Raw genomic sequence first — 24,324 nt, 5'->3', positions numbered from 1 at the left:
CCCATTCAGTCCGCATTCTGCAATTCCCGGCACAGCGCCGCCGCGAACTCGGGGCCGTTGCGCATGCGCAGATATTCCGCGTAATGCTGCCGATAGCGCTCGCTGTACACGTCGGGCAGCGGACGGGCGCGGGACAGCTCGGCCATGCCGGAAGCGCGCCAGACTTCGACGTCGGCGCGCACGGCGGCGCGCGAGACCTGCCCCTGCGCTTGCTGCGCGGCAAACGCCGCGCGGGTCGCGTCCGGCAGGGCGCATTCGCTGCCCGGCGCCACCAGGCGGCCCTGGCCCGCCGCGGGTTGCGCGGCCAGCGCGGGCATCGCGGCGGATACGAAAACCGCCAGAGCGGCGGCGCGCGCCGCCAGGGTCGATCGCTTCATGGACGCTCCATACGATTGCGTGGCGGGCCGCCGGCAATGGCGGCCAATACATGCAAGCAGTCTAGAGAGCGCGCCCCGACAGAACGCGGACAGGCAGATTAGTTTTCTGTAATGTTGGCGGCAGCGATCGAGAACCCGAGGGTGATGACGCCGCCCTCGGACCGGGCGAACGGCTTGCCCCCATGCATGCGCGCAATGGCGGCCACGATGGCCAGCCCCAGTCCATGATGATTGGCATCGCCCGGGCGCGCCGCGTCCATGCGGTAGAAGCGGTAGAACAGGCGCGGCAGGTGTTCAGGGCCGATGGGGTCGCCCTGGTTGCGCACCGCGATGCGGATGCCGTCGGCCTGGCGCTCGATCAGCAAGTCGATACGGGTGCCGGGATGCGCATAGCGCACGGCGTTGGACAGCAAGTTGGACACCGCCCGCTGCAACAGCGAGCGGTCCACCAGCGCAGCGGCATCGCCCGTCACGGCCAGCGACAGGTCCGCGTCCAGGGCCTCGGCCTCGTGGTACGCGGCGACCTCGGACACCACCTGCGCCAGGCTCTGTGTCCAGGTGCCGCGCGCCTGCTCGCCGCGGTCGGCCTGCGACAGGAACAGCATGTCATTGACGATGCCCGACAGGCGCTGCAGCTCTTCCAGGTTGGAACCCAGCACTTCGCGCAACGCGTTCTCGGAACGCTTGCCGCTCAGCGCCAGCTCGGTTTCGCCGATCAGCGTGGCCAGCGGCGTGCGCATTTCGTGCGCCACGTCGGCATTGAAGCCTTCCATCTGCACATAGGCCCGTTCCAGCCGCTGCAGCACCGCGTTGAACTGGTGCACCAGCGGCCGGATTTCCGCGGCCTGATGGCTTTCGTCCAAACGCTCGCCGATGCGGTCGGGCGACAGGCGCGCCGCTTGCCGGCCCAGTTCGTCCACGGGCGCCATGGCGCGTCGCACCAGCAGCGTGCCGATGGCCGACACCGCGACAGCGCCGGCCAGCGCGCAGGCGAACAAGGTCCAGGCCAGGGCCGCGCGCAGATGCAGGTCGGACGTGATGTCCAGCACCAGCTCCGCATTCATCGAGCCTTGCGGCGACCCCGGCACGGGCAACGTGAAACTGATGCGGCGGTCATGGCCCCTATCCGCGTCGCCGTCGTCCGGCATGCCGTAGACGACCTTCTCGCCATCCAGTTCCAGCATCAGGGAAAAATCGGGCTTGCCGTAGAAGAAGTCATCCAGCTTGTGCCGCAGCGACGACGAATCGCCCTTGGCCGCGTTCTCTTCCACCAGGTGCTTGATGACTTCCATCTTCTGGGTCAGCAGCGCTTCCTGGCGGATGGACAGGTTGACGTTGGTGGCCCAGTAGACGGCCGCGCAGATCAGCGCCAGCGCCGCGAAGGTCTGAATCGCCAGCCAGCGCGACAGCCAGCGGCGCAACGACCGGGGCTGGGGCGCGGCCATCAATCTTCCCGCACTTCCAGCACGTAGCCCATGCCGCGCACCGTGTGCAGAAGCTTCTTGTCGAAAGGATCGTCGACCTTGCCGCGCAGGCGCCGCACCGCCACTTCGACCACATTGGTATTGCTGTTGAAGTTGATGTCCCAGACCTGCTCGGCCAGTTCCAGCCGCGACAGCACTTCGCCCTGCTTGCGCATCAGCAGCGCCAGCAGCGTGAATTCCTTGGCGGTCAGGTCCAGCCGCGTGCCGGCCCGGAAGGCGCGTCGGCGCAGCAGATCCAGTTCCAGGTCGCCGATGCGCAGGACGTTCTGGCCGCCCGCTTCGGCCACGTTATGGCCGCTGCGGCGTCCCAGCGCCAGCACCCGCGCCAGCAATTCGGACAAAGCGAAGGGCTTGGCCAGGTAGTCGTCGGCCCCGTCGCGCAAGCCCTTGACGCGGTCTTCCAGCTTGTCGCGCGCCGTCAGCATCAAGACCGGCACGCGATCGGTCTTACGCAATTCGTGCAGCACGGCAAAGCCGTCCATGCCCGGCAGCATCACGTCCAGCAGGATCAGGTCGTATTGGCTTTCGCGCGCCAGATGCAGGCCGCTGACGCCGTCCATCGCCACATCGACCACGTAGTTGTGCTCGGTCAACGCCCGGCGCACGTACTCGGCGAGTTTCTTCTCGTCTTCAATAACCAGTATTTTCATGGGGCCCCGGGATGGAAAAAGGCACGAACCGCAAAGCACCGCCACCCTATTCTACGGTCGCGGCGGCGACCCATGCCAAATGCCGTCCGGGCGCGCTGGCGCGGGACGGCAGCGGCGGACGGATCCGCCGCGGTATCGCCCGCGGCGCGGCCGCGGACGGCGGGAACAGACCCGGCAGCGCTCAACCGGGCGTGTAGATGGCAGCCAGGCGATCACGCTCGGCCGGCGTCATCGCTTCGACTTCGGCCAGGGCGTCGGCGCGGGTGCGCGAGGTGCCCTGCTTGACCCAGCCCGGCTTGCCCAGGTTGCGGTAGGTGAAGAACCACTGCTTCGAATCGGCTTTGGCTTCGGCCAGCTCATTGATGACCTGCGCCCGGGTCTTGCCGCCGTCGGCATGGTCCAACGCGGCGGTGTAGCCGATTTCGGTATTGGCCGCGTGCCAGGTGTTGTTGGCGCTGGCGATGGCCGGAACGGCCAGGGCGCCGCAAAGGGACAGCGTGGCAACGATACGGTGCTTCATGAGGATCTCCTGGTTTCGGTGACTTGCCGGGGCGGCGAAGGCGCCGCGCCTGCACGCTTTTTGTTAAGCGGTGAAGACACTTTACGGAGCGGACCTCGTCAATTCGCAGACATGCTGATTACGAATTGGTAATGCGCGAAACCTTACGGAAATGTCATTTTTCTGTCGAGGATCTGACGAGGCCCGTTGGATAAAGTGCCCGCAACTGCCTGCCTCAGCCCGAGTCCGCGGCGCTCTTCCCTTGGTTGACCTCATGCGCTTATATCCCCTGCCGCTTGTCCTGGCGGCCACCTTCGCCGTCTCACCGGCGTGGAGCCAAACCGGCCCCGCGCCTGATACGCCTGCGCCCGTGCAGTTCCTGGCAGCCCAACCCGCTCAGGCGGCCCCTGCCAATGCGCCGGCCGCGCGCCTGGCGCCAGGCGCGCAGACGTTGACGCTGGAACAGGCGCTGGCCATGGCCTACGAACGCAGCCCGCTGCTGGCCGCCGCCCGCAACGACGCCGCGGCCAGCGAAGGGCAGGTCACGCAGGCCGGTGTGATCCCGAACCCCAGCATCGAAGTGGGCATCGACGACAACCGCCGCAGCACCCGCAGCACCTCGGCCATGCTGAGCATGCCCGTGGAACTGGGCGGCAAGCGCGGCGCGCGCATCAAGGCCGCGGGTCTGGCGCGCGACATCGCCCAGCGCGACCTGGCCTCGGCCCGCGCCGATCTGCGCGCCGCCGTGATCGCCGCCTTTTTCGAAGTGGCAGTGGCGCAAGAGACCGTGCGCGTCGCGCAAGGCACCATCGAGATCGCGCAGAACGCCCTGCGCCTGGCCGACCGGCGCGTGGCGGCGGGCAAAGCCCCACCCCTGGAAAGCAGCAAGGCCCGCGTCCAACTGGCCAACTCGCGCATCGAGGCGCGCGCCGCCGACGCCGCGCTGACCACTGCCCGCCGCAAGCTGGGGCTGCTGTGGGGCGCGTCGGAGCCCGATTTCACACAGGTCGGCGCCGACCTGCAGGCCTTGCCGCAACGCGGCGCCATCGACGATCTGCGGGCCGCGCTGGCCGAGTCGCCGCGCATGGCGGCCGGCCGGCTGGCGGTGGACATGGGCCGCGCCCAGCTGGAAGTGGAAAAGAGCAAGCGCTATCCCGACGTCACGCTCAGTGCCGGCATAACTCGCGACACCGAGCAAGGCAGGAACAAGGCGCAGTTCGGCGTGGCGATTCCCCTGCCGCTGTTCGACCGCAACCAGGGCAACGTCTACTCGGCCACGATGCAGTCGTACAAGGCGCAGGACCTGTACCGCGAACTGGAATCGCGCATGACCGCCGACCTGCTGCAGTCCGTCTCGCAGTTCGATCTGGCGGTGGGTTCGGTGCGCGAGTACCGCGCCACCGTGCTGCCCGGCGCCGCCGAAGCCTACGACAGCGCCCGCAAGGGGTTCGAGGCCGGCAAGGTGAGCTTTCTGGAAGTGCTGGACGCGCAACGCACCCTGTCGCAAGGAAACATCGGCTACCTGAACGTCCTGGCCAACGCCTACCAGGCGTCCTCGGACATTGACCGCATTCTCGGACGTTGAACCACAGACACCCCATGACCCAGCCCAACGTGCTTTCCCGATACTCCCGTCCGGCCCTTGCCGCCGTCCTGTCCGCCTGCCTGCTGGCGGCGGTCTTGCCCGGCGCGGCGCGGGCCGACGGCGTCACGCCCACCGATGGCCACGGCCACGAATCCGCCGAAAAAGGTCCGCGCGGCGGCGCCTTGACCCGCGCCGGCGCCAACAGCGTCGAACTGCTGCTGGCGGAGGCCGACGGCCGCTCGCAACTCAAGCTATGGGGCACGGCCGGCGCCCAGCCCGTGGCGGCCGCCGGCCTGGTCGTCAAGGCCACGCTGACGCGCCCCAACGGCGCCGTGCAGACGCTGACCTTCAAACCCGAGCAGGACGGCCTGGTCAGCACCGAGTCCATCAACGAGCCCCATTTCTTCGAGATCGAGGCAGAGGTGTCCTGGCCCGGGCTGGCCCAGCCCATCACCGCGGCGCTGGACCGCGACGAAGGCAAGATCGCGCTGAACGCCGAACAGATCAAGGTGGCGGACATCCAGGTCGAGGCGGCCGCGCCCGCGCGGCTGGAGACCTCGTCGCAATTCCCCGGCGAAATCAAATTCAACGCCGACCGCACCGCCCACGTAGTACCGCGGCTGGCCGGTGTAGTGCAGGAGGTATCGGCCGACCTGGGCCAGCAGGTCAAGCAGGGCGACCTGCTGGCAGCCCTGTCCAGCACGGCGCTGTCGGAAATGCGCAGCGAATGGCTGGCCGCCAGCAAGCGGCGCGATCTGGCCGCGGCCACGCACCAGCGTGAACTGCGGCTGTGGCGCGAAAAGGTGTCCGCCGAACAGGACTACCAGCAGGCGCGTACCGCGCTGCAGGAAGCGCAGATCGCCGTGCAGAACGCCGAGCAGAAGCTGGCTGCCATCGGCGCGCCGCCGCGATCCAAGGACCTCAGCCGGCTGGAGATCCGCGCGCCGTTCGATGGCGTGGTCGTCGAAAAGCACATTGCCCTGGGCGAGGCGCTGGCCGACACCGCCAGCATCTTCACGCTGTCCGACCTGCGCACGGTGTGGGCCGAGTTCGTGATCGCGCCCAAGGACTTGCAGGACGTGCGGGTCGGCGAAGCGGCCAGCGTCGCATCGGCGGCCTTCTCCGGACGCGCGCTGGGCAAGGTCTCGTACATCGGATCGTTGCTCGGGCAGCAGACCCGCACCGCCACCGCCCGCGTCACGCTGGACAACCCCGATATGGCCTGGCGGCCGGGGCTGTTCGTCTCGGTGAATGTGGTCGTCAGCAGCGCCGAGGCCCCCGTGGCCGTGGCGGCCGACGCCGTCCAGACCGTGGAAAACGGACCCGTGGTGTTTATCGAAGTGCCGGGCGGCTACCTGGCGCAGCCGGTCCAGCTAGGCAAGACCTCCGGGGAACAGATCGAAGTGCTGTCGGGCCTGGCGGCCGGCGTGCGCTACGTGTCGAAAAACGCCTTCACCCTGAAGGCCGAGCTGGGCAAGGCCAGCGCCAGCCACGCGCATTGAGCCGGAGCCACCAGACATGTTCGAACGCCTCATCCGCTTTGCCATCGAGCAACGATGGCTGGTTCTTTTCGTGACCCTGGGCGTCGCCGCCATCGGGGTCTACAACTATTCGCGGCTGGCCATCGACGCCGTGCCGGACATCACCAACGTGCAGGTGCAGATCAACGTCGGCGCACCCGGCTATTCGCCGCTGGAAACCGAGCAGCGCGTCACCTACCCCATCGAAACCGTGATGGCCGGCCTGCCGGGCCTGCAACAGACGCGCTCGCTGTCGCGCTACGGCCTGTCGCAGGTGACGGTGATCTTCAAGGACGGCACCGACATCTACTTCGCGCGCCAGCTGGTCAACCAGCGGCTGCAGGAAGCCAAGGAAAGCCTGCCCGAGGGCATCACGCCGACGATGGGGCCCATTTCCACGGGCCTGGGCGAAATCTACCTGTGGACGGTAGAGGCCGAGCCCGGCGCCAAGAAGGAAGACGGTTCGCCCTACACGCCCACCGACCTGCGCGAGATCCAGGACTGGGTCATCAAGCCGCAGCTGCGCAACATCCCCGGCGTGACCGAGATCAATTCCATCGGCGGCTTCGCCAAGGAATACCAGGTGGCGCCCGACACCGAGCGGCTGGCGTCCTACGGCCTGTCGCTGACCGACATCATTACCGCGCTGGACCGCAACAACGCCAACGTCGGCGCCGGCTACATCGAACGCAAGGGCGAGCAATACCTGATCCGCGCGCCGGGCCAGGTTCGCTCGATCGACGACATCAAGGACGTGGTGCTGACCACCGTGGACGGCCAGGCCATCCGCATCCGCGACGTGGCCGACGTGGCTATCGGCCGCGAGCTGCGCACGGGCGCGGCGACCGACAACGGCCAGGAAGTGGTACTGGGCACGGTGTTCATGCTGATCGGCGAAAACAGCCGATCGGTATCGCTGGCCGTATCGGCCCGCATCGACGCCATCAACAAAACGCTGCCGCCCGGCATCAAGGCAGTGACCGTGTACGACCGCAGCAACCTGATCGACAAGGCGATCGCCACGGTCAAGAAGAACCTGATGGAAGGCGCGGCCCTGGTGATCGTGATCCTGTTCCTGTTTCTGGGCAACATCCGCGCGGCGCTGATTACGGCAATGGTGATTCCGCTGTCGATGCTGTTCACCTTCACGGGGATGGTCACCTACAAGGTCAGCGCCAACCTGATGAGCCTGGGCGCGCTGGACTTCGGCATCATCGTCGACGGCGCGGTGGTGATCGTCGAGAACTGCGTGCGGCGCCTGAGCCACGCGCAAGCGCATCAGCGACGGCCATTGACCCGCAGCGAGCGCTTCCATGAAGTATTCGCCGCGGCGCGCGAGGCGCGCCGGCCGCTGCTGTTCGGCCAGTTGATCATCATGGTGGTGTACCTGCCGATCTTCGCGCTCACCGGCGTCGAAGGGCGCATGTTCCACCCGATGGCGCTGACCGTGGTGCTGGCCTTGCTGGGTGCGATGATCCTTTCGGTCACGTTCGTGCCGGCGGCGGTGGCGCTGTTCATCGGCGATAAGGTCTCGGAAAAAGAGAACCGCCTGATGGTCTGGGCCAAGCGCCGCTACGAACCACTGCTGGAACTGGCGCTGCGCCGCACGCCGATCGTGCTGGCCGCCGCGACACTGTTCGTGGTGCTGTGCGGCGTGGTCGCCTCGCGCATGGGCAGCGAGTTCATTCCCAACCTGAACGAGGGCGACATCGCCATCCAGGCGCTGCGCATTCCGGGCACCAGCCTGTCGCAGTCGCTCGACATGCAAAAGCAGATAGAGACCCGGCTGAAAGCCAAATTCCCGGAGATCGAACGCGTCTTCGCCCGTACCGGCACCGCCGAGATCGCATCGGATCCCATGCCGCCGAACATCTCCGACGGCTACATCATGCTCAAACCCAAGGACCAGTGGCCCCAGCCGCGCAAGACCTCGGCGCAACTGCTGCAGGCCATCCAGGAAGAGGCGGCCCAGATTCCCGGCAACAATTACGAATTCTCGCAACCGATCCAGCTGCGCTTTAACGAGCTGATCTCCGGGGTGCGCAGTGACGTCGCGGTCAAGATCTTCGGCGACGACAACGATGTGCTGAACCGGTCCGCGGCCGAAGTCGCCGAGGTGCTGCAGGCCATTCCCGGCGCGTCCGAAGTCAAGATCGAACAGACCACCGGCCTGCCGGTGCTGACGGTGAACATCGACCGGGCCCGCGCCGCGCGCTACGGCCTGAGCCTGGCGGATGTGCAGGACACGCTCACCATCGCCATCGGCGGGCGCGAGGCCGGCACCTTCTTCCAGGGCGACCGGCGCTTTGACATCGTGGTGCGCCTGCCGGAAACCGTGCGCGAGAGCATTCCCGCGCTGCGCAAGCTGCCCATCGCCCTGCCCAAGACCGATGCCCTGGCCCAAACCTCGTACATCCCGCTGTCCGAAGTGGCGACCTTCGACCTGGCGCCCGGCCCCAACCAGATCTCGCGCGAAGACGGCAAGCGCCGCATCGTGGTCAGCGCCAACGTGCGCGGCCGCGACCTGGGCTCGTTCGTCGCCGACGCCGAGGTGGCGCTGGCGGAGAAGGTCAAGGTGCCGGCCGGCTATTGGACCGCCTGGGGCGGCACCTTCGAACAGCTGCAATCCGCCGCCCAGCGCCTGCAGATCGTCGTGCCCGCCGCGCTGCTGTTGGTCTTCGGCCTGTTGTTCGCCATGTTCGGCAACATCAAGGACGGCCTGATCGTCTTCACGGGAATCCCGTTCGCGCTGACCGGCGGCATCATCTCGCTCTGGCTGCGCGGCATTCCGCTCTCCATCACCGCCGCCGTCGGCTTCATCGCGCTGTGCGGGGTGGCCGTGCTGAATGGCCTGGTGATGCTGTCGTTCATCCGTTCATTGCGCGATGACGGCAAGCCGCTGGACCAGGCCGTGCGCATCGGCGCGCTGACCCGCTTGCGGCCCGTGCTGATGACGGCGCTGGTGGCCTCGCTGGGCTTCGTGCCGATGGCGATCGCCACGGGCACCGGCGCCGAGGTGCAGCGGCCGCTGGCGACCGTGGTGATCGGCGGCATCATCTCGTCGACCATCCTGACGCTGCTGGTGCTGCCCGCGCTGTACCGGCTGGCCCACCGCAAGGACGCCGACGAACTCGAACTGGCCGACAGCCAGGCCCAGACCCCGCCGGACCCGCAACCGCAGCCGCCCCGGCCCGCCGCCGCGCAGGCGCCCATGTAGTCGACCCGAGAACTACCATCATGCGTCCCTATCCCGATACGTCCATCCTGTCGCGCCGCGAGCCGCGCCCGGTACAGATCTCCATCATCATTCCTTTCCTGAACGAGCGCGCCGTGCTGCCGCTCTGCCATGCGCGGTTGCGGCAGGTGCTGGACGCGTTGGACGAGCCCTGGGAAATCGTGTTCGTCGACGACGGCAGCCGTGACGGCAGCGCCGAATACCTGGCCAGCCTGATGGCGTTCGAGCCGGGCCTGAAGCTGGTGCGGCTGAGCCGCAACTTCGGCAAGGAAGCCGCCATGACCGCCGGCATCCGGCACGCATCCGGCGCCGCCGTCATCCTGCTGGATGCCGATCTGCAGGACCCGCCCGAACTGATTCCCGAGATGGTGCGGGCCTGGCGCGAAGGCGCCGACGTGGTCGGCATGCGCAGGCGCAGCCGGGCCGGCGAAAGCTGGGCCAAGCGCGCCTCGGCCTATGCCTACTACCGGCTGCTCAGCCGCCTGAGCCAGGCCGAGATCCCGCCCGACACCGGCGATTTTCGCCTGATGAGCCGGCGCGCGGTCCAAGCGCTGCTGCAGCTGCCGGAACGCTGCCGCTACATGAAGGGGCTGTACGCCTGGATCGGCATGCCCACCCGTTTCATCGACTACGACCGCGCCCCGCGCGCCGCCGGCACCACCAAGTGGAATTACTTCGCGCTGACGCGCCTGGCAATGGAGGGCATCACCTCGTTTTCCACCGCGCCGCTGCGTTGGGCCACCGGAGCCGGCGTGATCGCCGCGCTGCTGGGCGCGTTGTTCGGTATCATCATCATCGGCAAGACCCTGCTCTTCGGCGATGATGTCGACGGCTATCCGTCGCTGATGGCGATGATCACCTTCCTGAGCGGCATCCAGTTGATCACCATCGGGCTGCTGGGCGAGTACGTGGGCAAGACCTATATGGAAACCAAGCAACGCCCGGTCTATCTGGTGCGTGACGTTCAACATAGCGCCGCCGCGGCCATGCCGCTGGCCGAAACCGCCAAGGGCCCGCATGCGGTTAACTTCTAGGGGCCTGCTGCTGGGTCTGACGGCCATACTGGCCGCGCGTCTGTTCGCAATGGCGCTGATGCCGTTCGTGGATACGTCCGAACCGCGCTATGCCGAGATCGCCCGCCTGATGGCCGCGTCCGGCGACTGGACCACGCCCTGGTTCGAGCCGGGCGTGCCGTTCTGGGGCAAGCCCCCGCTGGCATTCTGGGCCCAGGCGCTGTCCATCCGCCTGTTCGGCCTGTCTGAGTTCGCGGTGCGCCTGCCATCGTGGCTGGTGATGCTGGGCGTGCTGGCGCTGGTCCATGCCTGCGGCCGGCGGCTGCATGGCGAGCAGGCCGCACGCTGGGCCACGCTGATCTTCGCCACCATGCTGCTGCCGTTCGCCAGCGCCGGCGCGGTCCTGACCGATCCCTTCCTGGCGCTGGGCATGACGCTGTCGATGGTGTCGTTCCTGCTGGCCCCCGCCGATCCGCGGCCGCTGTGGCGCTACGGATTCTTCGTCGGCCTGGCCATCGGCCTGCTGGCCAAGGGGCCGCTGGCGCTGGTGCTGGTGGCCGGCGCCGCCGTGCCCTGGATGCTCTGGCACCGCAATGCGCGCACCTACCTGCGGGCGCTGCCCTGGGCGGGCGGCACCGCGCTGATGCTGATGCTGGCGTTGCCCTGGTATATCGCCGCCGAGATCAAGACGCCCGGCTTCTTCCAGTACTTCATCGTCGGCGAACACATCCTGCGCTTCGTCGATCCGGGCTGGGAGGGCGACCGCTACGGATCGGCCCACCAGCGCCCCTATGGCAGCATCTGGCTGGACTGGCTGCTGGCGACTCTGCCCTGGGGCGCGGCCTGGCTGGGCATGACGTTGTGGCCGCGCAAGCATGCGCCATTGCGCCAGCGCGTCGCCACGGCCATGCGCGATCCCGTCCAGACCTATCTGCTGGCCTGGGCGCTGGCCACGCCCGCCTTCTTCACGCTGTCAGGCAACATCCTGTGGACGTACGTGCTGCCGGCATTGCCGCCCGTCGCGCTGGCCACCGGCCTGCTGGCCAGCCGCTGGCAGAGCGTGCGCCCGCGGCGCCTGGCGGCCGCGGCCATGCTGCCGGTTCCCGCCGCGGCGCTGGCGCTGGGGGCCCTGGCCTGGGTCGAGCCCACGATCTACAAGACGGAAAAGCAGTTGGTGCAACAAGCCGACGCCATGCGCGGCAATGACCCGCTCTACTTTGTGGGCAGCCGGCCGTTTTCCGCCCGCTATTACTCGCGCGGCGAGGCCGGGCTGGTCAGCCGCCAGGCGCTGGACGGCGTCTTGCCCAAGGCGGGCCAAACGATCTTCCTGGCCGTGGCAAAGAACCGCGCCACCGAAGTGCTGGCCGCCTGGCCGGGCATCGTCACGCCGGTGTATGTCAGCCGGCGCTATGCCTTGTTGAAGGTCGACAGTGCCGCGGCCAAAGGCGCGGCGCCGTGAAGGCCCGCGCGGGCAGGCAGCGGCTTTGGCGGGTGCGGCCCTGACGCCCGCGCCCGCCCCGTGATATACCTGAGCCGCGCGCGCCGCGCCTGCCCGCCAGGCCCGCGCGCGCCGTACACCAGGAGCCCCGCATGTCCACCACCGCCACCTTGAACACCGCCGCCACGGCGCCCCGCCGCATGACCGCCCCGGCCTTTCGCGCCCGCAAGCGCGCCGCGCCCCTGGTCATGCTCACCGCCTACACCGCGCGCATGGCCGAACTGCTGGATCCGCATTGCGACGCGCTGCTGGTGGGCGACAGCCTGGCGCAAACCATCTACGGCCTGCCGTCCACCGTGCCCGTCACGCTGGACATGATGATCGCGCACGGCGCCGCCGTGGTGCGCGGGTCGCGCCAGGCCCTGGTGGTGGTCGACATGCCCTTCGGCAGCTACGAAGAAAGCCCCGAGCAGGCCTTCCGCTCGGCCGCCCGCGTCATGAAGGAAACCGGCGCCGGCGCCATCAAGCTGGAAGGCGGCCAGGCCATGGCCCCCGCCATCGCCTATCTGTCGGCGCGCGGCATCCCCGTCATGGCCCATATCGGCCTGACGCCGCAGGCGGTCAATATCCTGGGCGGCTACGGCGCGCGCGGCCGGGGCGAGGCCGAATACGCCCGCATCGCCGCCGACGCGGCCGCCGTAGCCGATGCCGGCGCGTTCTCGGTGGTGATCGAAGGCGTGGTCGAACCGCTGGCGCAGGCCATCACCCAGGCCATCGCCTGCCCCGCCATCGGCATTGGCGCGTCGGCCCAATGCGACGGCCAAGTGCTGGTGGTGGACGACATGCTGGGCATGTTCGAGCGCACCGCGCGCTTCGTCAAACGCTATGACAGCCTGGCCGACCGCATCCAGGCCGCCGCGCGCGGCTACGCCGACGACGTGCGCGCGCGCCGTTTTCCCGAGGCGCAACACCTGTACGGCCAGACGTAACAGGGCAATGGCGGCGTTTGTCGCTAGAATCAAGCCATGCCTTTGCCTTGCGTAGCCGCCCCATGACCCCGCCTCGCCCCGATTCCCCCCAGCTGCAGGACGCCATCGCGGACGCGATCAGCACCGCTACGCGCGGCGCCGGCCGCGTCAATATCCTGGTCGCGGGCAAGACGGGCGTGGGCAAGAGCACGCTGCTCAACGCCATCTTTCGCGGCGAACTGGCCAAGACCGGCGCGGGCAAACCCGTCACCCAGACGACGCAGGAATTCTCGCGGCCCGGCCATCCGCTCACCATCATCGACACGCGCGGCCTGGAGGTCGGCGACTACGAACGGTCGCGCCAGCAACTGGCGGACCTGATCCGTGACCGCTCGGCCTCCGACGACCAGGACCGGCACCTGCACGTCGCCTGGCTCTGCATCCAGGACAGCAGCCACCGGGTCGAAGATGCCGAAATCGAATTGTGCGCATTGCTGGCCGACGCCGGCATTCCCGTCATCGCGGTCCTGACCAAGGCGCGCAAGAACAGCGCTTTCCTGGACGAGGCCCGCAAGCTCCTGCCGCGGGCCCGGCAGGTGGTGGCGGTGCGCGCGCTGCCCGAACGCATCGAAGAACTGGACGCGGACCTGCCGCCCATGGGGCTGGACGCGCTGATCGAAGCCACCGCGCAGTACATCCCTGAATCGCAGCAGCGGGCCTACGCCAACGCGCTGTCGACCCGCAACAAAAAGGCCCTGGACGTAAAAAAAAAGCGGGCTGAGATAGAGGTGAACGTCGCGGCCGGCCTGGCCGCGTCCGCCGCGGCCGCGCCGATTCCGTTCTCGGACGCCGTCGCGCTGGTGCCTATCCAGGTCGGCATGATCGCCAAGATCGGCATCACCTTCGGCATGGAAATCAGCACGGCCGCCATCAGCACCCTGGTCACGTCCACGCTGGGCGCGTCCGCGGCCACACTGGTAGGGCGCTCGGTGGTGTCGGGCCTGCTCAAGTTCATTCCCGGCGCGGGCAGCGCCGTGGGCGGCACCATCGCCGCCACCACCGCCGGCGCCATCACCAAGCTGCTGGGCAACGCCTACATCGCGGTGCTGTACGACTTCTGCCAGAAGCATCCGGGCCAGGACATCGACATCGCCATGATCGCGCAGGCGCTCAAGCAGCGCGTGAAGCTGTAGGGTTGGCAAGGGCGCGGGCGCAAATCCTCGTTGATTTGGCAATGATTCGCCTAAAAGCGCCAAGATTGGCAAGGATTCGCCTTTTCGCGCGGCGCCGGTAAATAATCGCATCGGCGCGACGTAAACGTAGTGCCGCGAATCCCGCCACGCTCCCAATCCAATGATCATCGACAACTCCGACGTCATGTACCGGCACCTCGTGCAAGGTGTCATCGACTACGCCATCTACATGCTCAACCCCGACGGCACGGTCGCCAATTGGAATGCCGGCGCCGAGCGCGCCAAGGGCTATGCCAGCGATGAGATCGTGGGCCGGCACTTTTCGTGCTTCTACAGCCTGGCGGACCAGACGTCCGGCCTGCCCGGCAAGGGCCTGGAGATCGCGCGCACGCAAGGCCGCTTCGAGGCCGAAGGGTGGCGCATCCGCAAGGACGGCACGCCCTTCTGGGCGCATGTGGTCATCGACGCCATCCTCGACGAGGCCGGCGCCTTGATGGGCTTTGCCAAGATCACGCGCGACTGCACCGAGCGCCGCGAACGCGAACTGCAGCTACTGCATGCCAAGGAATTGGCCGAGCGCTACAACAGCGAGCTGGCTTCGCTGTCCAGCTTCCTGGAAGCCGTGGTGTCGCACATCCCCTCGTGCGTGCTGGTGCTGGACGCGGTGTCGCGGCGCATCCTGCTGGCGAACCGCCAGGCCGAAGCCGCCTTCGGCGGCGCCCGCGAGCAAATGCAGGGCAAGACCGTGCAGCAATGCCTGCCGCCCGGCGTGCATGAATTCTTCGAGCGCCTGACCAATGACGCGCTGCGTTCGGACGGTACGCTGCGCGAAGCCGGCCAGGAAGAACTGATCACCGCGCGCGGGCCCCGCACGCTGCGCAGCAAAACCCTGGTGTTCCACAGCAGCGATCCGCGCTCGCGCTACGTGCTGCTGATCGCCGACGACATCACGGACGAAAACGCGGCCCATGCCCAGGTGCGCTACATGGCGCATCACGACACGCTGACCGGCATTCCCAACCGCCGCCTGTTCCGCGAACAGCTGCTCAAAGCGCTGAACCCCGCCAACCCCGAACGCACGGCCGCCGTGCTGTGCCTGGACCTGGACAACTTCAAGAGCGTCAACGACACGCTGGGCCACCAATACGGCGACGAACTGCTGCGCCAGCTGGCCCGCCGCCTGGCTAAGAACCTGCGCGAACAAGACACCCTGGCGCGCCTGGGCGGCGACGAATTCGCGGTGGTGCTGCCCGGCATCGAGAAAACCGACGACCTGCGCCAGATGGGACAGCGCCTGATCGACGCGGTGCGCGAACCCTTCCAGGTGGATGGCCATACGGTGCCGGTCAGCGTCAGCATCGGCATTGCGACGGCCAGCGCGCAGGAATGCGCCGCCGACTACCTGCTGCGCTATGCCGACATGGCGCTGTATGAAGCCAAGCGCAACGGCCGCAACTGCCTGGCATTCTTCAAGCCCGAAATGGAAGCCGCGGCGCTCAAGCGCCACGAAATGGAAATGGACCTGCGCCAGGCGATCCTGTCGCAGCAATTGCACCTGCACTACCAGCCCATCAAGGACATCAGCCACGTGCGCACCGTGGGCCGCGAGGCCCTGATGCGTTGGCAGCATCCGGTCAAGGGGCTGATCATGCCTAACGACTTCATTCCCATCGCCGAGGAAACCGGGCTGATCCACGAGCTGGGCGCCTTCACGCTGCACGAAGCCTGCCGCGAAGCGACGACCTGGGAACCGCACGAGACCGTGGCGGTGAACCTGTCGGCCACCCAGTTCACCAACAACGCGCTGGTCTCCCTGGTGGAATCGGCCCTGGCCACCTCGGGCCTGGCCGCCAGCCGGCTGGAGCTGGAAATCACCGAATCCGTGCTGCTGGCCAATTCCGAGGCCAACCTGAACACGTTGAACCGGCTCAAGCAATTGGGCGTCAAGGTGGCGCTGGATGACTTCGGTACCGGCTACTCGTCGCTGGGCTATCTGCGCAGCTTCGAGTTCGACAAGATCAAAATCGACAAGTCGTTCACACAGGACGTCGAATCGAGCAAGGAGGCGCTGGCCATCATCCGCGCCATCAACGGCATCGGCCGCAGCCTGGATATCCCGACGACCGCCGAAGGGGTCGAAACCGCGGCCCAGCTGGAACGGCTGACGCAGGAAGGCTGCTCCCACTTCCAGGGGTACCTGCTGGGGCGGCCCGTGTCGCACGAGCCGCCGGAATCGCCTGCGGCGCCGGGGTACGCAGGCGGGACCGCCGCCTAGGACCTGTCAACACTAGCAGGCGCCTCGCACAGGCCCTAGTCCTTGAGCAGCGCCTGGCTGGCCCGGGCCGCGGCCTGTGCGGCGGCCTGGCGCCCTCGCACCAGCTCGAACAGATTCTTCGGATCGGCCAGGCGCGGCGCTACTTCGACGCGGGCGCCAATCCCGTGCTTGACCGCGCTGTCGCGCAGCCAGCGCAGGGCCGAGAAGTCTTCCAGCGCGAAGCCCACCGAATCGAACACCGTGATCTCGCTTTCGCCGCGGCGGCCGGCGCTTTGCCCGGTCAGCACGCGCCACAGCTCGGTCACCGCGAAATCAGCCGGCATCTGCTGCAGATCCCCCTCAATGCGGGTCTGCGGCTCGTATTCCACGAACACCGAACCGGCGCGCAACACGTCGGCATGCAGTTCGGTCTTGCCCGGACAGTCGCCGCCCACCGCGTTGATGTGCATGCCGGGCTCGATCATGTCCGCCGTCAGGATGGTGGCGTACGCCTTGTCGGCCGTCACGGTGGTCACGATATCCACGCCCTTGACCGCGGCGGCGGTGCTGTCGAAACGTCGCAGGCGCAGGCCCGGCACGCCCGCCAGGTTACGTTCCAGCTTGTCGGTCGCGGCGGGGTCCACGTCGTACAGGTGCAGCGTGTCGATGCCGAGGATGTGATGGAACGCCAGCGCCTGGAATTCGCTTTGCGCGCCGTTGCCGATCAGCGCCATGCTGCGCGAACCCGGGCGCGCCAGGGCGCGGGCGGCCAGCGCCGAGGTCGCGGCGGTGCGCAACGCGGTGGTCAGCGTCAGTTCGCTGATCAGCAGCGGCTCGCCACTGTTGACCTGCGCCAGCGCGCCAAAGGCCATCACGGTGCTCAGGCCGGCCAGCGGATTGCCGGGGTGGCCGTTGACGTATTTGAAGCTGTACAGATCGCTGTCGGACGTGGGCATCAGTTCGATCACGCCGGTCGCCGAATGGCTGGCCACGCGGGCGCTCTTGTCGAACTCCTGCCAGCGCAGGAAGTCGGCCAGCAGATAGTCCAGCAGATCCTCGAATACCTTGCGCGGGCCCTGTGCGGCCACGATCTTCGCAACGTCGGTGGTGGTGAGTAATGTCGTCATTATTTTCCCCTGTTGTATCGGTAGGGAAATTCTGGCCGATGGGCAGGTCAATGCCTAGCGCCCACTTTCCACACAAAACGCCAGGAACCTGCCATTGTGGCAACGGCCGATGCCACTTGTCGCAAATCCGCAGCGGCGACGCGCCGGACCTCGCGCAATACGGACCATTTGGCTATAGCAATTTGCATGACGCCCATGACCCGATGTTATGCGCCAGGACCGGGTTTTCACCCGCGGCGCGAAAAATCCGTCGCCATATCAATCATTTAACGCCTTTCTCCGGATTTTCACGAGCCGTGCGCTTGCGGTCCGCCACGGCTTTCCGATTCGCGTGCGCGCATGCATGCTTGAGGCTGTCGCGGCGCGCAGGCAAGGGCTTGGCGCTTGCGCCGCGCCCCCAAAGCACATCCGCGCCATCATGCCGCGCACCAGGAGATCGAATCGTGAGCAATGCATCCCCCGCCCGCAAAATGGGCCTGGCCGTCGCCCAGATGGGCGCCGTCAACCTGGCCGACAGCCGCCCGGCCGTGGTCAAGCGCCTGGTCGAAATGCTGCGCGAGGCCGCCGGCCGCAAGGCCGAATTCGTGGTGTTTCCCGAATTGGCGTTGACCACGTTCTTTCCGCGCTACTGGATGGACGACGCCGAGGCGGTGGAACGCTACTTCGAAAAAACCATGCCCAACGCCGACGTGCAACCGCTGTTCGACGCGGCGCGCGAACTGGGCGTGGGCTTTTACCTGGGCTACGCCGAAGTCACGCCTGAAGGCCGCCAGTTCAATACCGCCATTCTGGTGGACCGCAGCGCCCGCATCATCGGCAAATATCGCAAGATCCACCTGCCAGGCCACTCGGACCACAAGCCCGATGCGCCGTTCCAGCACCTGGAAAAGAAATTCTTCGAAGTCGGCGACCTGGGCTTCGGCGTCTGGGAAATGGACCGCACCAAGATCGGCATGTGCCTGTGCAACGACCGCCGCTGGCCTGAAACCTATCGCGTCATGTCGCTGCAAAGCGCCGAACTGATCGTGCTGGGCTACAACACGCCGTCGCTGAACATCCACTGGGACGAGCCCGCGCACCTGCGCACCGTCAGCCACGAAATCGTGCTGCAGGCCAGCGCGTACCAGAACGCTGTCTGGATCGGCGCCGCCGCCAAATGCGGCCACGAAGACGGCCACCACATGATCGGCAGCTCGATGATCGTGGCGCCCACGGGTGAAATTGTCGCGCGCGCCAGCGGCGAAGAAGACGAGGTCATCACCGCCCGGATCGACCTGGCCCTGGGGCAGAACTTCCGCGACCATGTCTTCAACTTCGCCAAGCACCGCAGCCCGCAACACTATCGCCTGATCGTCGAACGCACCGGCGCCGGCGAACCGCTGCCCACGGCCAAGCCCGAATAAGCGCCATCGGCACGAAGACGCCGCAAGCGGCAGGCCCGGCCCGCGCTACACCGGGCCGGCGTCCGCCGCGGCGCTGCCGGTGCGCAGTTCGACCGGCAGGTATTCGCGCATGACCTCGATGAACCGCCGCAGCCGGGCCGGCTGCAGCCGCGAGGGCGCATAGACCAAGTACACCGGCAAGGGCGCGGCGCGCCAGGCCGGCGCCAGCTGCACCAGCTGGCCGCTATCCAGTTCATCACGCACGGCCCAGGCCGATGCGATGCCTGCCCCCAGGCCCAATACCGCCGCCTTGCGCAGCGCATACAGGCCATCGGTGGACAGGCGCGGCTGGATGCCGAAGCGCACCACCTCGCCGGTATCCATGTGGCGCAGGCACACCTCGTCGCGATAGAAGGTACGCAGCGCCAGCCAGGGCAGGCGCGCCAGCTCGGCGGGATGCTGCGGCACCGGTCCGCCATCCAGCAGCGACGGCGCGGCCATGACGCTGCGCGGCACCTCGCCCAGCTTGAGCGCCACCACGGACGGATCCGACACCGGCCCGACCTTGATCGCGCAATCGATGTTTTCCGCCACGAAATCCGGCACCCGGTCGTGCAGCAGCCATTCCACGCGCATGCCCGGATACTGCTGCAGGTACTTGGCCAGGGGTTCGATGAACTGGTTCTGACCGAACGCGTGCGGCGCCACCACCCGCAGCGTGCCCGCCAGTTCCTCGCCCGCGCCGCGCACGTCGTTCTCGAACGATTGCCAGGTCGCCAGCAACGCCTTGGCGCGCTCGTAGCAACGCTGGCCGTCCTCGGTCAACCGGATGGCATGGGTGGAGCGCTGCAGCAAGCGCACGCCCAGCGTGCGCTCCAGCAATTGCAGGCGGCGGCTCACCGTGGGCTGGGTGCCACCCAGCTGCAGCGCCGCGGCCGACAGGCTGCCGGCCTCGACGATGCGTACGAAGGTTTCGACCAGCAGCATGCGGTCGGTGCCTGTCGCCGTCGCCAGGACAGGGGGATGAACGGGCTTGGTCATACGCCTATCGTATAACGGATCTACCCCGGCGCCGGCTACCAAAAGGACCGTCAGGCGCTCAGAATCTGGCCCATCCGCACGTTGCAGTGCGTCATTCTGATCACGGATTCCCTTATGTCCCCCGACCCCCGCGCACATAGCGCACCGCAAGATCTGTCTGCCGGCCTGGTGCTGCTGCTGGCCATCGGCGCCGGCCTGGCCGTCGCCTCCCTGTATTACAACCAGCCCATGCTGGGCGTGCTGGGCGCGGACCTGCGCGCCAGCGCCGGCGAACTCGGCTGGATTCCCACGCTGACCCAGCTCGGTTATGCGTTTGGCATATTGACGCTGGCGCCCCTGGGCGACCGCTACAACCGCAAGCGTATCGTGCTATTGAAAGTCGGCGCCCTGAGCGCGGCCTTGCTGCTGGCCGCGATGGCGCCCTCCGCCAGCGTCCTGCTGGCCGCCAGTTTCGCCATCGGACTGTCGGCCACCCTGGCACAGGACATCGTGCCCGCCGCCGCCGCGCTGGCGCCCCCGGCGTACCGCGGCCGCATCGTCGGCACGGTGATGACCGGGCTGCTGCTGGGCATCCTGCTGTCGCGCGTGATCAGCGGCGTGGTGGCCGAACAGTTCGGCTGGCGCGCCATGTTCCTGGCCGCCGCGGTGTCGATCCTGGCCCTGGGCGCCGCCCTGTGGCGCGGCCTGCCCGCGTTCGCGCCGACCACGCAGCTGCCCTATGCCGAACTGTTGCGTTCGCTGGGCAGGCTGTGGCGCGAGCATGGCGAGCTGCGCCGGGCCGCCCTCGCGCAGGGGCTGCTGTCGCTGGGTTTCAGCGCGTTCTGGTCGACCCTGGCTGTGATGCTGCACGGCGCGCCGTTCCACCTGGGCTCGGCCGCGGCCGGCGCGTTCGGGCTGGCCGGCGCGGCTGGCGCGCTGGCTGCGCCGCTGGCGGGACGCTACGCTGACCGGCGCGGCCCCAACGCCGTCAGCCGCCTGGGCGCCGCGCTGACCGCGCTGTCGTTCGCGGTCATGGCGCTGCTGCCCCTGCTGCCGCCTCAATCCGGCCTGTGGCTGCTCGCGGCCAGCACGATCGGCTTCGACCTGGGCATCCAGGTAGCGTTGATCGCGCACCAGAGCATCGTCTACGGCATCGACCCCGCCGCCCGCAGCCGGCTCAACGCGGTGCTGATGGTCAGCGTGTTCATCGGCATGGCCGCCGGCGGTGCGCTGGGCAGCCTGGCGCTGGCCACTTGGGGCTGGATGGGTGTGACTTTGGTCGCCACCGCGGCGGCAGCCGGCGCCTTGTTATTGCGCGTGTTGCCGGGCCGGCTGCGCCTGCGCCGCCGCGCAAGCTGCGCCGCCTGATGACGGGCTGACGCCGGCCCAAAAAAAACAAGGCGGGCCGGGAACGCTGCATTTACACATCGTTCCCGGCCCGCCTTGGCATTTGTTCCGACGGGATCAGGCGTCCGGCTGGTTGATCTGCGAAGCGTCGATGATTTCCGCCACCAGCACCGTGCCCGGGCCGTGCAGGAAGTACTCCGATTCCAGCGGCTCGCGCAACTTCATGTAGCTGGTTTCGCCGATCTGCATCGTGTGCCCGGCGGCCAGTTCGGCGCCGCTGTCCAGCAGGTACGCCATGATGTTGTTGAACATGCCCGAATACTGCTCGCCCTGATGGTGGCCGTCGGCCAGCGCGGCAAAGTCCGGCAACCCGAAGGCGTCGCCGCCGTAGGTGCGCATCCACACGCCTGGCACGCCCTCGACCTCGTACTTCACGAAACCGCAGTACAGCATGGTCAGCGGCAGCGAGCGCAGCAGGTCCAGGCTCTCGTCGCCCACCGACTCGCGGGTGAACACGCCGGCCGGCAGCGACGTATGCGCGTGTTCATTCAGCAGCGCCAACGCGTTGAACTCCGTCAGCGCGCCAGCCACCGCGGCCAGCGCCACGTACTGTTCCAGGGTGTCTTCTTCGAAGCCGGCGTAGTACAGCAGTACGTGGCTGACATGGGCGCGCACCTGCGCCTTGACCTCCGCCGGGTAGTGCGCCGGCGCCACGCAGGCCTCGATCGATTCCTGCGGAAAGGGCGCATTGAAGCCCACCAGGCGCACCACATGCTTGCCCCAGCCGACCATGGCCAGCAGCTCGGGCATGTCGGGTTCGATCTCGGCGCGCGCCTGGCGCATGTCGGGGTGATACGCGCGCAGCGCCGCCGTCAGCGCATCCGCCTTGAGCGCCAGCGGCGCGCTGAACACCACTTGCAGGCTGAGCGGATCCTCGATGTCCGGATTGGCCGTCAGCGCGGCGGTAGCGGCGGGGGATTCGTTGCGGCCGAAAAATCGGGAGATGAGACTCATGGTGGGGAGCGAACCTGTCCGGGGAAAGCGGGGATGCTATCAAGCCGCGGCGACAGGCTGGCGAGCCATGTGCAACAAAACCCCGCCACGCGAAACTACACGTTAAATTTCCCGGCAAATCGGCGCAGGCTTTACGGCATTCACTTCAGTTCGCGCGTCGCGCCGATTACGCGCAGGGTCGGCATCAACTGACGCCATGCGTCCTTCGGAATCGATTCCGGCCGCTTCAACTCGGCCGCCGCCGGGTCGTCCAGCAACTCGCCCTTGCAGGCGAACACGATGCTGTTGGTCATGTCGTCATCCACCACCTCGAACATCGACGAACCGAACGACGCCCGCACTCGGTCCAGGTATTCGCGGTGGTCCGGATGGTTCAAGTGGAAATTGATCACCAGGATGCCGTCGTCGCGCAGCGCCTCGTAGCAGTCGGCATAGAACTCAGCCGAGCACAGCGCGCCGGGAATGCCCGCGTCGCCGAAGCCGTCCAGCAGCAGCACGTCGGCCACGTCCTGCACGCCCCGCAGATGGTCAGCCGCGTCGGCCTGCACCACCCGGAAGCGGTCGTCATCGCGCGGCACCAGGAAGGCGTCGCGCAGCGCGATCACATCCGGGTCGATCTCCACCACCTCGATGCGCGAGCGCGCCAGATAGCGATAGCAGAACTTGGCCAGCGAACCGCCGCCCAGCCCCACCATCAGAATGTCCGCCGGCGCCGGCGTAAACAACACAAAGCCCATCATCATCCGCGTGTATTCCAGGTCGAGCGCGTCCGGATTGAGCGTGGACATGCGGCTCTGGATGACCTTTTCCGAGAAATGCAGGGCCCGGGTGGTGCCCGATTCCTGCACGAAGGGCCGCAGGGGCAAGACGGAGGCCTCGGACGGCGCGCAGGCGTCAGGCGGGGACGGGGAAGGATTGCGATGGGACATGGGGCCAGAAGATACCACCGCCCTTTATCGGACGGGTTACCCGCCCAATTTTTAAAGAAAACCCCGGCGGCTGCCGTACATAAACCAGCACCTCGCCATTACGGACAGGTCGGCCAAGCCGGCGGCCCCTATCTGCCGCGCCTGGCTCTTTGCTTTACCGGAACCTCATATGACCGCCAACCTGGACACGGATCGCCCTCTTTCGCAGACCGCCGCGCGCATCGCGGACGCTCGCGTGGCCGCCGTCAAACGCGACGCCCAGCGCGATGCCGACGCGGATGCCGCCGCCGGGCAGGACAAGGAGCCGCCGTTCAAGGACATGCCCACGTCGTTTCGCGTGGTGCTGAGCGACGACTCGCTGGAACGGGCCGCCAAGGCCCGCAAGGCCATCGCCCAGTTGACGGCTACCGCGGCCCAATCCCGGCAGGATCAGGCCCGCAGCCGCGTCGACCAGATCAAGCAGCGCATCGAAATGCTCAAGAAGATGCTGATGCTGCTGGGCAAGGCGGCGGCGAAGTCCATCCTGATCGAATTACGCCAGCTGGCCGGCGAACTCGGCCAGGCCGCCGCCGCGCTGAAGGACAGCGGCGGCGTGTCCACCGCCGGCACCGGCGTCGGTCCGGCCACCGCGCCCGTGGTGCACGCCGGGTCCCCCCCAGGCCCGGCCGGCGCGATGCCGGGCGGCGAGGGCGCGCTGGCGGCGGTCGCCACGACGGCCGACGGTGCCAGCGCGCCGGCCGGATCCGGCACGGAAGGCAGCCAGGCTTCTGCCACGCCGGCCGCCGCACGCGCATTGGCGGCCTATGCCGCAAGCGAAACGGCCGCTGGCGGCGACAATACCGCCGGTGCCGGGGCATCGCCCCCCGGCGCTGCGGTGTCCCCCGCCACGGAAAGCGCCCAGGCCGCCCGAGACGCGGCCGCTGCCGCGGTCGACGCCGCATTGAACCCGCCCACCCCCGGTCAGGGCAAGCCCGGCGGCGACCCGGAAAAGCCGGTCTCCGCCACGGAATCCCGGCAAGAACAGCAAGTTGCGGAAAAGCGCCGCCAGGACGACGCCCAATCGGTGCGCGACGCCATCCGCGCCCTGAAGGAACTGCTGGCCATGGTCAAACGCAAGCTGCAGCAAACGGACGGCCAGGCCCAGAAGCAGGCCGACGACGTCCAGAATGCGCTGGCCCGGGCCGAGCAGGCCGCCCAGGCGCTGGACGGCGGCGGCCTGCTGGCGGGCGCATCGGTGTCGGTATCGGCGTAGCACCCGCCGCGCAGCCGCGTCGCACCAACCGGCGCCT

19 protein-coding genes are annotated in these 24,324 nt (G+C 67.8%); 11 read left to right on the top strand and 8 right to left on the bottom strand.

The genetic code is table 11. The features are described 5' to 3' along the window. Window positions 1–5: 5 nt before the first annotated feature. From A9974_RS09020 to A9974_RS09005, 4 genes are all read right to left on the bottom strand, one after another. Complete coding sequence (locus A9974_RS09020) at window positions 6–377, bottom strand: hypothetical protein (RefSeq protein WP_255468105.1); 372 nt, start codon at window positions 375–377, stop codon at window positions 6–8. A 98-nt stretch (window positions 378–475) separates the two neighbouring features. Next, a complete protein-coding gene (locus A9974_RS09015; RefSeq protein ID WP_183003761.1) occupies window positions 476–1,822 on the bottom strand; it encodes a heavy metal sensor histidine kinase in 1,347 nt (448 codons plus the stop codon). Beyond that, complete coding sequence (locus A9974_RS09010; protein WP_183003760.1) at window positions 1,822–2,511, bottom strand: heavy metal response regulator transcription factor; 690 nt, start codon at window positions 2,509–2,511, stop codon at window positions 1,822–1,824. The genes A9974_RS09015 and A9974_RS09010 overlap by 1 nt, the downstream gene beginning before the upstream one ends. 181 nt (window positions 2,512–2,692) lie before the next feature. Beyond that, window positions 2,693–3,031 (bottom strand): DUF4148 domain-containing protein, encoded by a 339-nt coding sequence (locus A9974_RS09005; RefSeq protein WP_183003759.1) that lies wholly within the window; start codon window positions 3,029–3,031, stop codon window positions 2,693–2,695. A gap of 253 nt (window positions 3,032–3,284) precedes the next feature. Here A9974_RS09005 and A9974_RS09000 point away from each other — a divergent pair, with 253 nt between their 5' ends. From A9974_RS09000 to A9974_RS08965, 8 genes are all read left to right on the top strand, one after another. Further along, the gene (locus A9974_RS09000) at window positions 3,285–4,595 is read left to right on the top strand and encodes a TolC family protein (RefSeq protein WP_183003758.1); all 1,311 of its coding nucleotides are present in this window, start codon (window positions 3,285–3,287) and stop codon (window positions 4,593–4,595) included. 14 nt (window positions 4,596–4,609) lie between these two features. Beyond that, window positions 4,610–6,097, top strand: coding sequence for an efflux RND transporter periplasmic adaptor subunit (locus A9974_RS08995; RefSeq protein WP_255468104.1), 1,488 nt, complete (start codon window positions 4,610–4,612; stop codon window positions 6,095–6,097). 16 nt (window positions 6,098–6,113) lie between these two features. Continuing rightward, the gene (locus tag A9974_RS08990) at window positions 6,114–9,332 is read left to right on the top strand and encodes a CusA/CzcA family heavy metal efflux RND transporter (protein ID WP_183003757.1); all 3,219 of its coding nucleotides are present in this window, start codon (window positions 6,114–6,116) and stop codon (window positions 9,330–9,332) included. A gap of 20 nt (window positions 9,333–9,352) precedes the next feature. Further along, window positions 9,353–10,384, top strand: a complete 1,032-nt coding sequence (locus A9974_RS08985; RefSeq protein WP_183003756.1) for a glycosyltransferase family 2 protein — start codon at window positions 9,353–9,355, stop codon at window positions 10,382–10,384. Further along, a complete protein-coding gene (locus A9974_RS08980; protein ID WP_183003755.1) occupies window positions 10,368–11,822 on the top strand; it encodes a glycosyltransferase family 39 protein in 1,455 nt (484 codons plus the stop codon). Before A9974_RS08985 ends, A9974_RS08980 begins: the two co-directional genes overlap by 17 nt. A gap of 131 nt (window positions 11,823–11,953) precedes the next feature. Beyond that, window positions 11,954–12,790 carry a 3-methyl-2-oxobutanoate hydroxymethyltransferase gene (gene panB / locus A9974_RS08975; RefSeq protein ID WP_183003754.1) on the top strand — a complete coding sequence of 279 codons (837 nt, stop codon included), beginning with the start codon at window positions 11,954–11,956 and terminating at the stop codon, window positions 12,788–12,790. Window positions 12,791–12,852: 62 nt separating this feature from the next. Continuing rightward, window positions 12,853–13,962, top strand: a complete 1,110-nt coding sequence (locus tag A9974_RS08970) for a YcjF family protein (protein ID WP_183003753.1) — start codon at window positions 12,853–12,855, stop codon at window positions 13,960–13,962. Between the two features lie 160 nt (window positions 13,963–14,122). After that, entirely contained in the window at window positions 14,123–16,237 is a 2,115-nt protein-coding gene (locus A9974_RS08965; protein WP_183003752.1) for an EAL domain-containing protein, read from the top strand. Window positions 16,238–16,272: 35 nt separating this feature from the next. Here the strand turns inward: A9974_RS08965 and A9974_RS08960 are convergent, their stop codons facing one another. Then, a complete protein-coding gene (locus A9974_RS08960) occupies window positions 16,273–17,343 on the bottom strand; it encodes an ornithine cyclodeaminase (protein WP_183003751.1) in 1,071 nt (356 codons plus the stop codon). Window positions 17,344–17,813: 470 nt separating this feature from the next. Here A9974_RS08960 and A9974_RS08955 point away from each other — a divergent pair, with 470 nt between their 5' ends. Then, window positions 17,814–18,746 carry an N-carbamoyl-D-amino-acid hydrolase gene (locus tag A9974_RS08955; RefSeq protein ID WP_183003809.1) on the top strand — a complete coding sequence of 311 codons (933 nt, stop codon included), beginning with the start codon at window positions 17,814–17,816 and terminating at the stop codon, window positions 18,744–18,746. Between the two features lie 45 nt (window positions 18,747–18,791). Here A9974_RS08955 and A9974_RS08950 read toward each other — a convergent pair whose 3' ends face one another. Beyond that, on the bottom strand, window positions 18,792–19,766 hold the full coding sequence (locus A9974_RS08950; protein WP_183003750.1) for a LysR family transcriptional regulator: 975 nt from the start codon (window positions 19,764–19,766) through the stop codon (window positions 18,792–18,794). Window positions 19,767–19,880: 114 nt separating this feature from the next. Here A9974_RS08950 and A9974_RS08945 point away from each other — a divergent pair, with 114 nt between their 5' ends. Beyond that, on the top strand, window positions 19,881–21,113 hold the full coding sequence (locus A9974_RS08945) for an MFS transporter (RefSeq protein WP_183003749.1): 1,233 nt from the start codon (window positions 19,881–19,883) through the stop codon (window positions 21,111–21,113). Window positions 21,114–21,209: 96 nt separating this feature from the next. On the opposite strand, the gene A9974_RS08940 is transcribed toward A9974_RS08945, so the two are convergent. Both A9974_RS08940 and A9974_RS08935 read right to left on the bottom strand, forming a co-directional pair. Next, entirely contained in the window at window positions 21,210–22,106 is an 897-nt protein-coding gene (locus tag A9974_RS08940) for a DUF4261 domain-containing protein (protein ID WP_183003748.1), read from the bottom strand. 140 nt (window positions 22,107–22,246) lie between these two features. Continuing rightward, complete coding sequence (locus A9974_RS08935) at window positions 22,247–23,035, bottom strand: fused MFS/spermidine synthase (RefSeq protein WP_183003747.1); 789 nt, start codon at window positions 23,033–23,035, stop codon at window positions 22,247–22,249. Between the two features lie 169 nt (window positions 23,036–23,204). Between A9974_RS08935 and A9974_RS08930 the strand changes: the two genes are divergently transcribed. Beyond that, a complete protein-coding gene (locus A9974_RS08930) occupies window positions 23,205–24,287 on the top strand; it encodes a hypothetical protein (RefSeq protein WP_183003746.1) in 1,083 nt (360 codons plus the stop codon). Window positions 24,288–24,324: the final 37 nt, after the last annotated feature.

The sequence above is a fragment of the Achromobacter sp. UMC71 genome (assembly GCF_014170305.1).
Classification (GTDB): domain Bacteria; phylum Pseudomonadota; class Gammaproteobacteria; order Burkholderiales; family Burkholderiaceae_B; genus Achromobacter.
The sequence above is the reverse complement of the archived record's forward strand: the minus strand, read 5'-3'. Positions and strand labels throughout refer to the sequence as shown.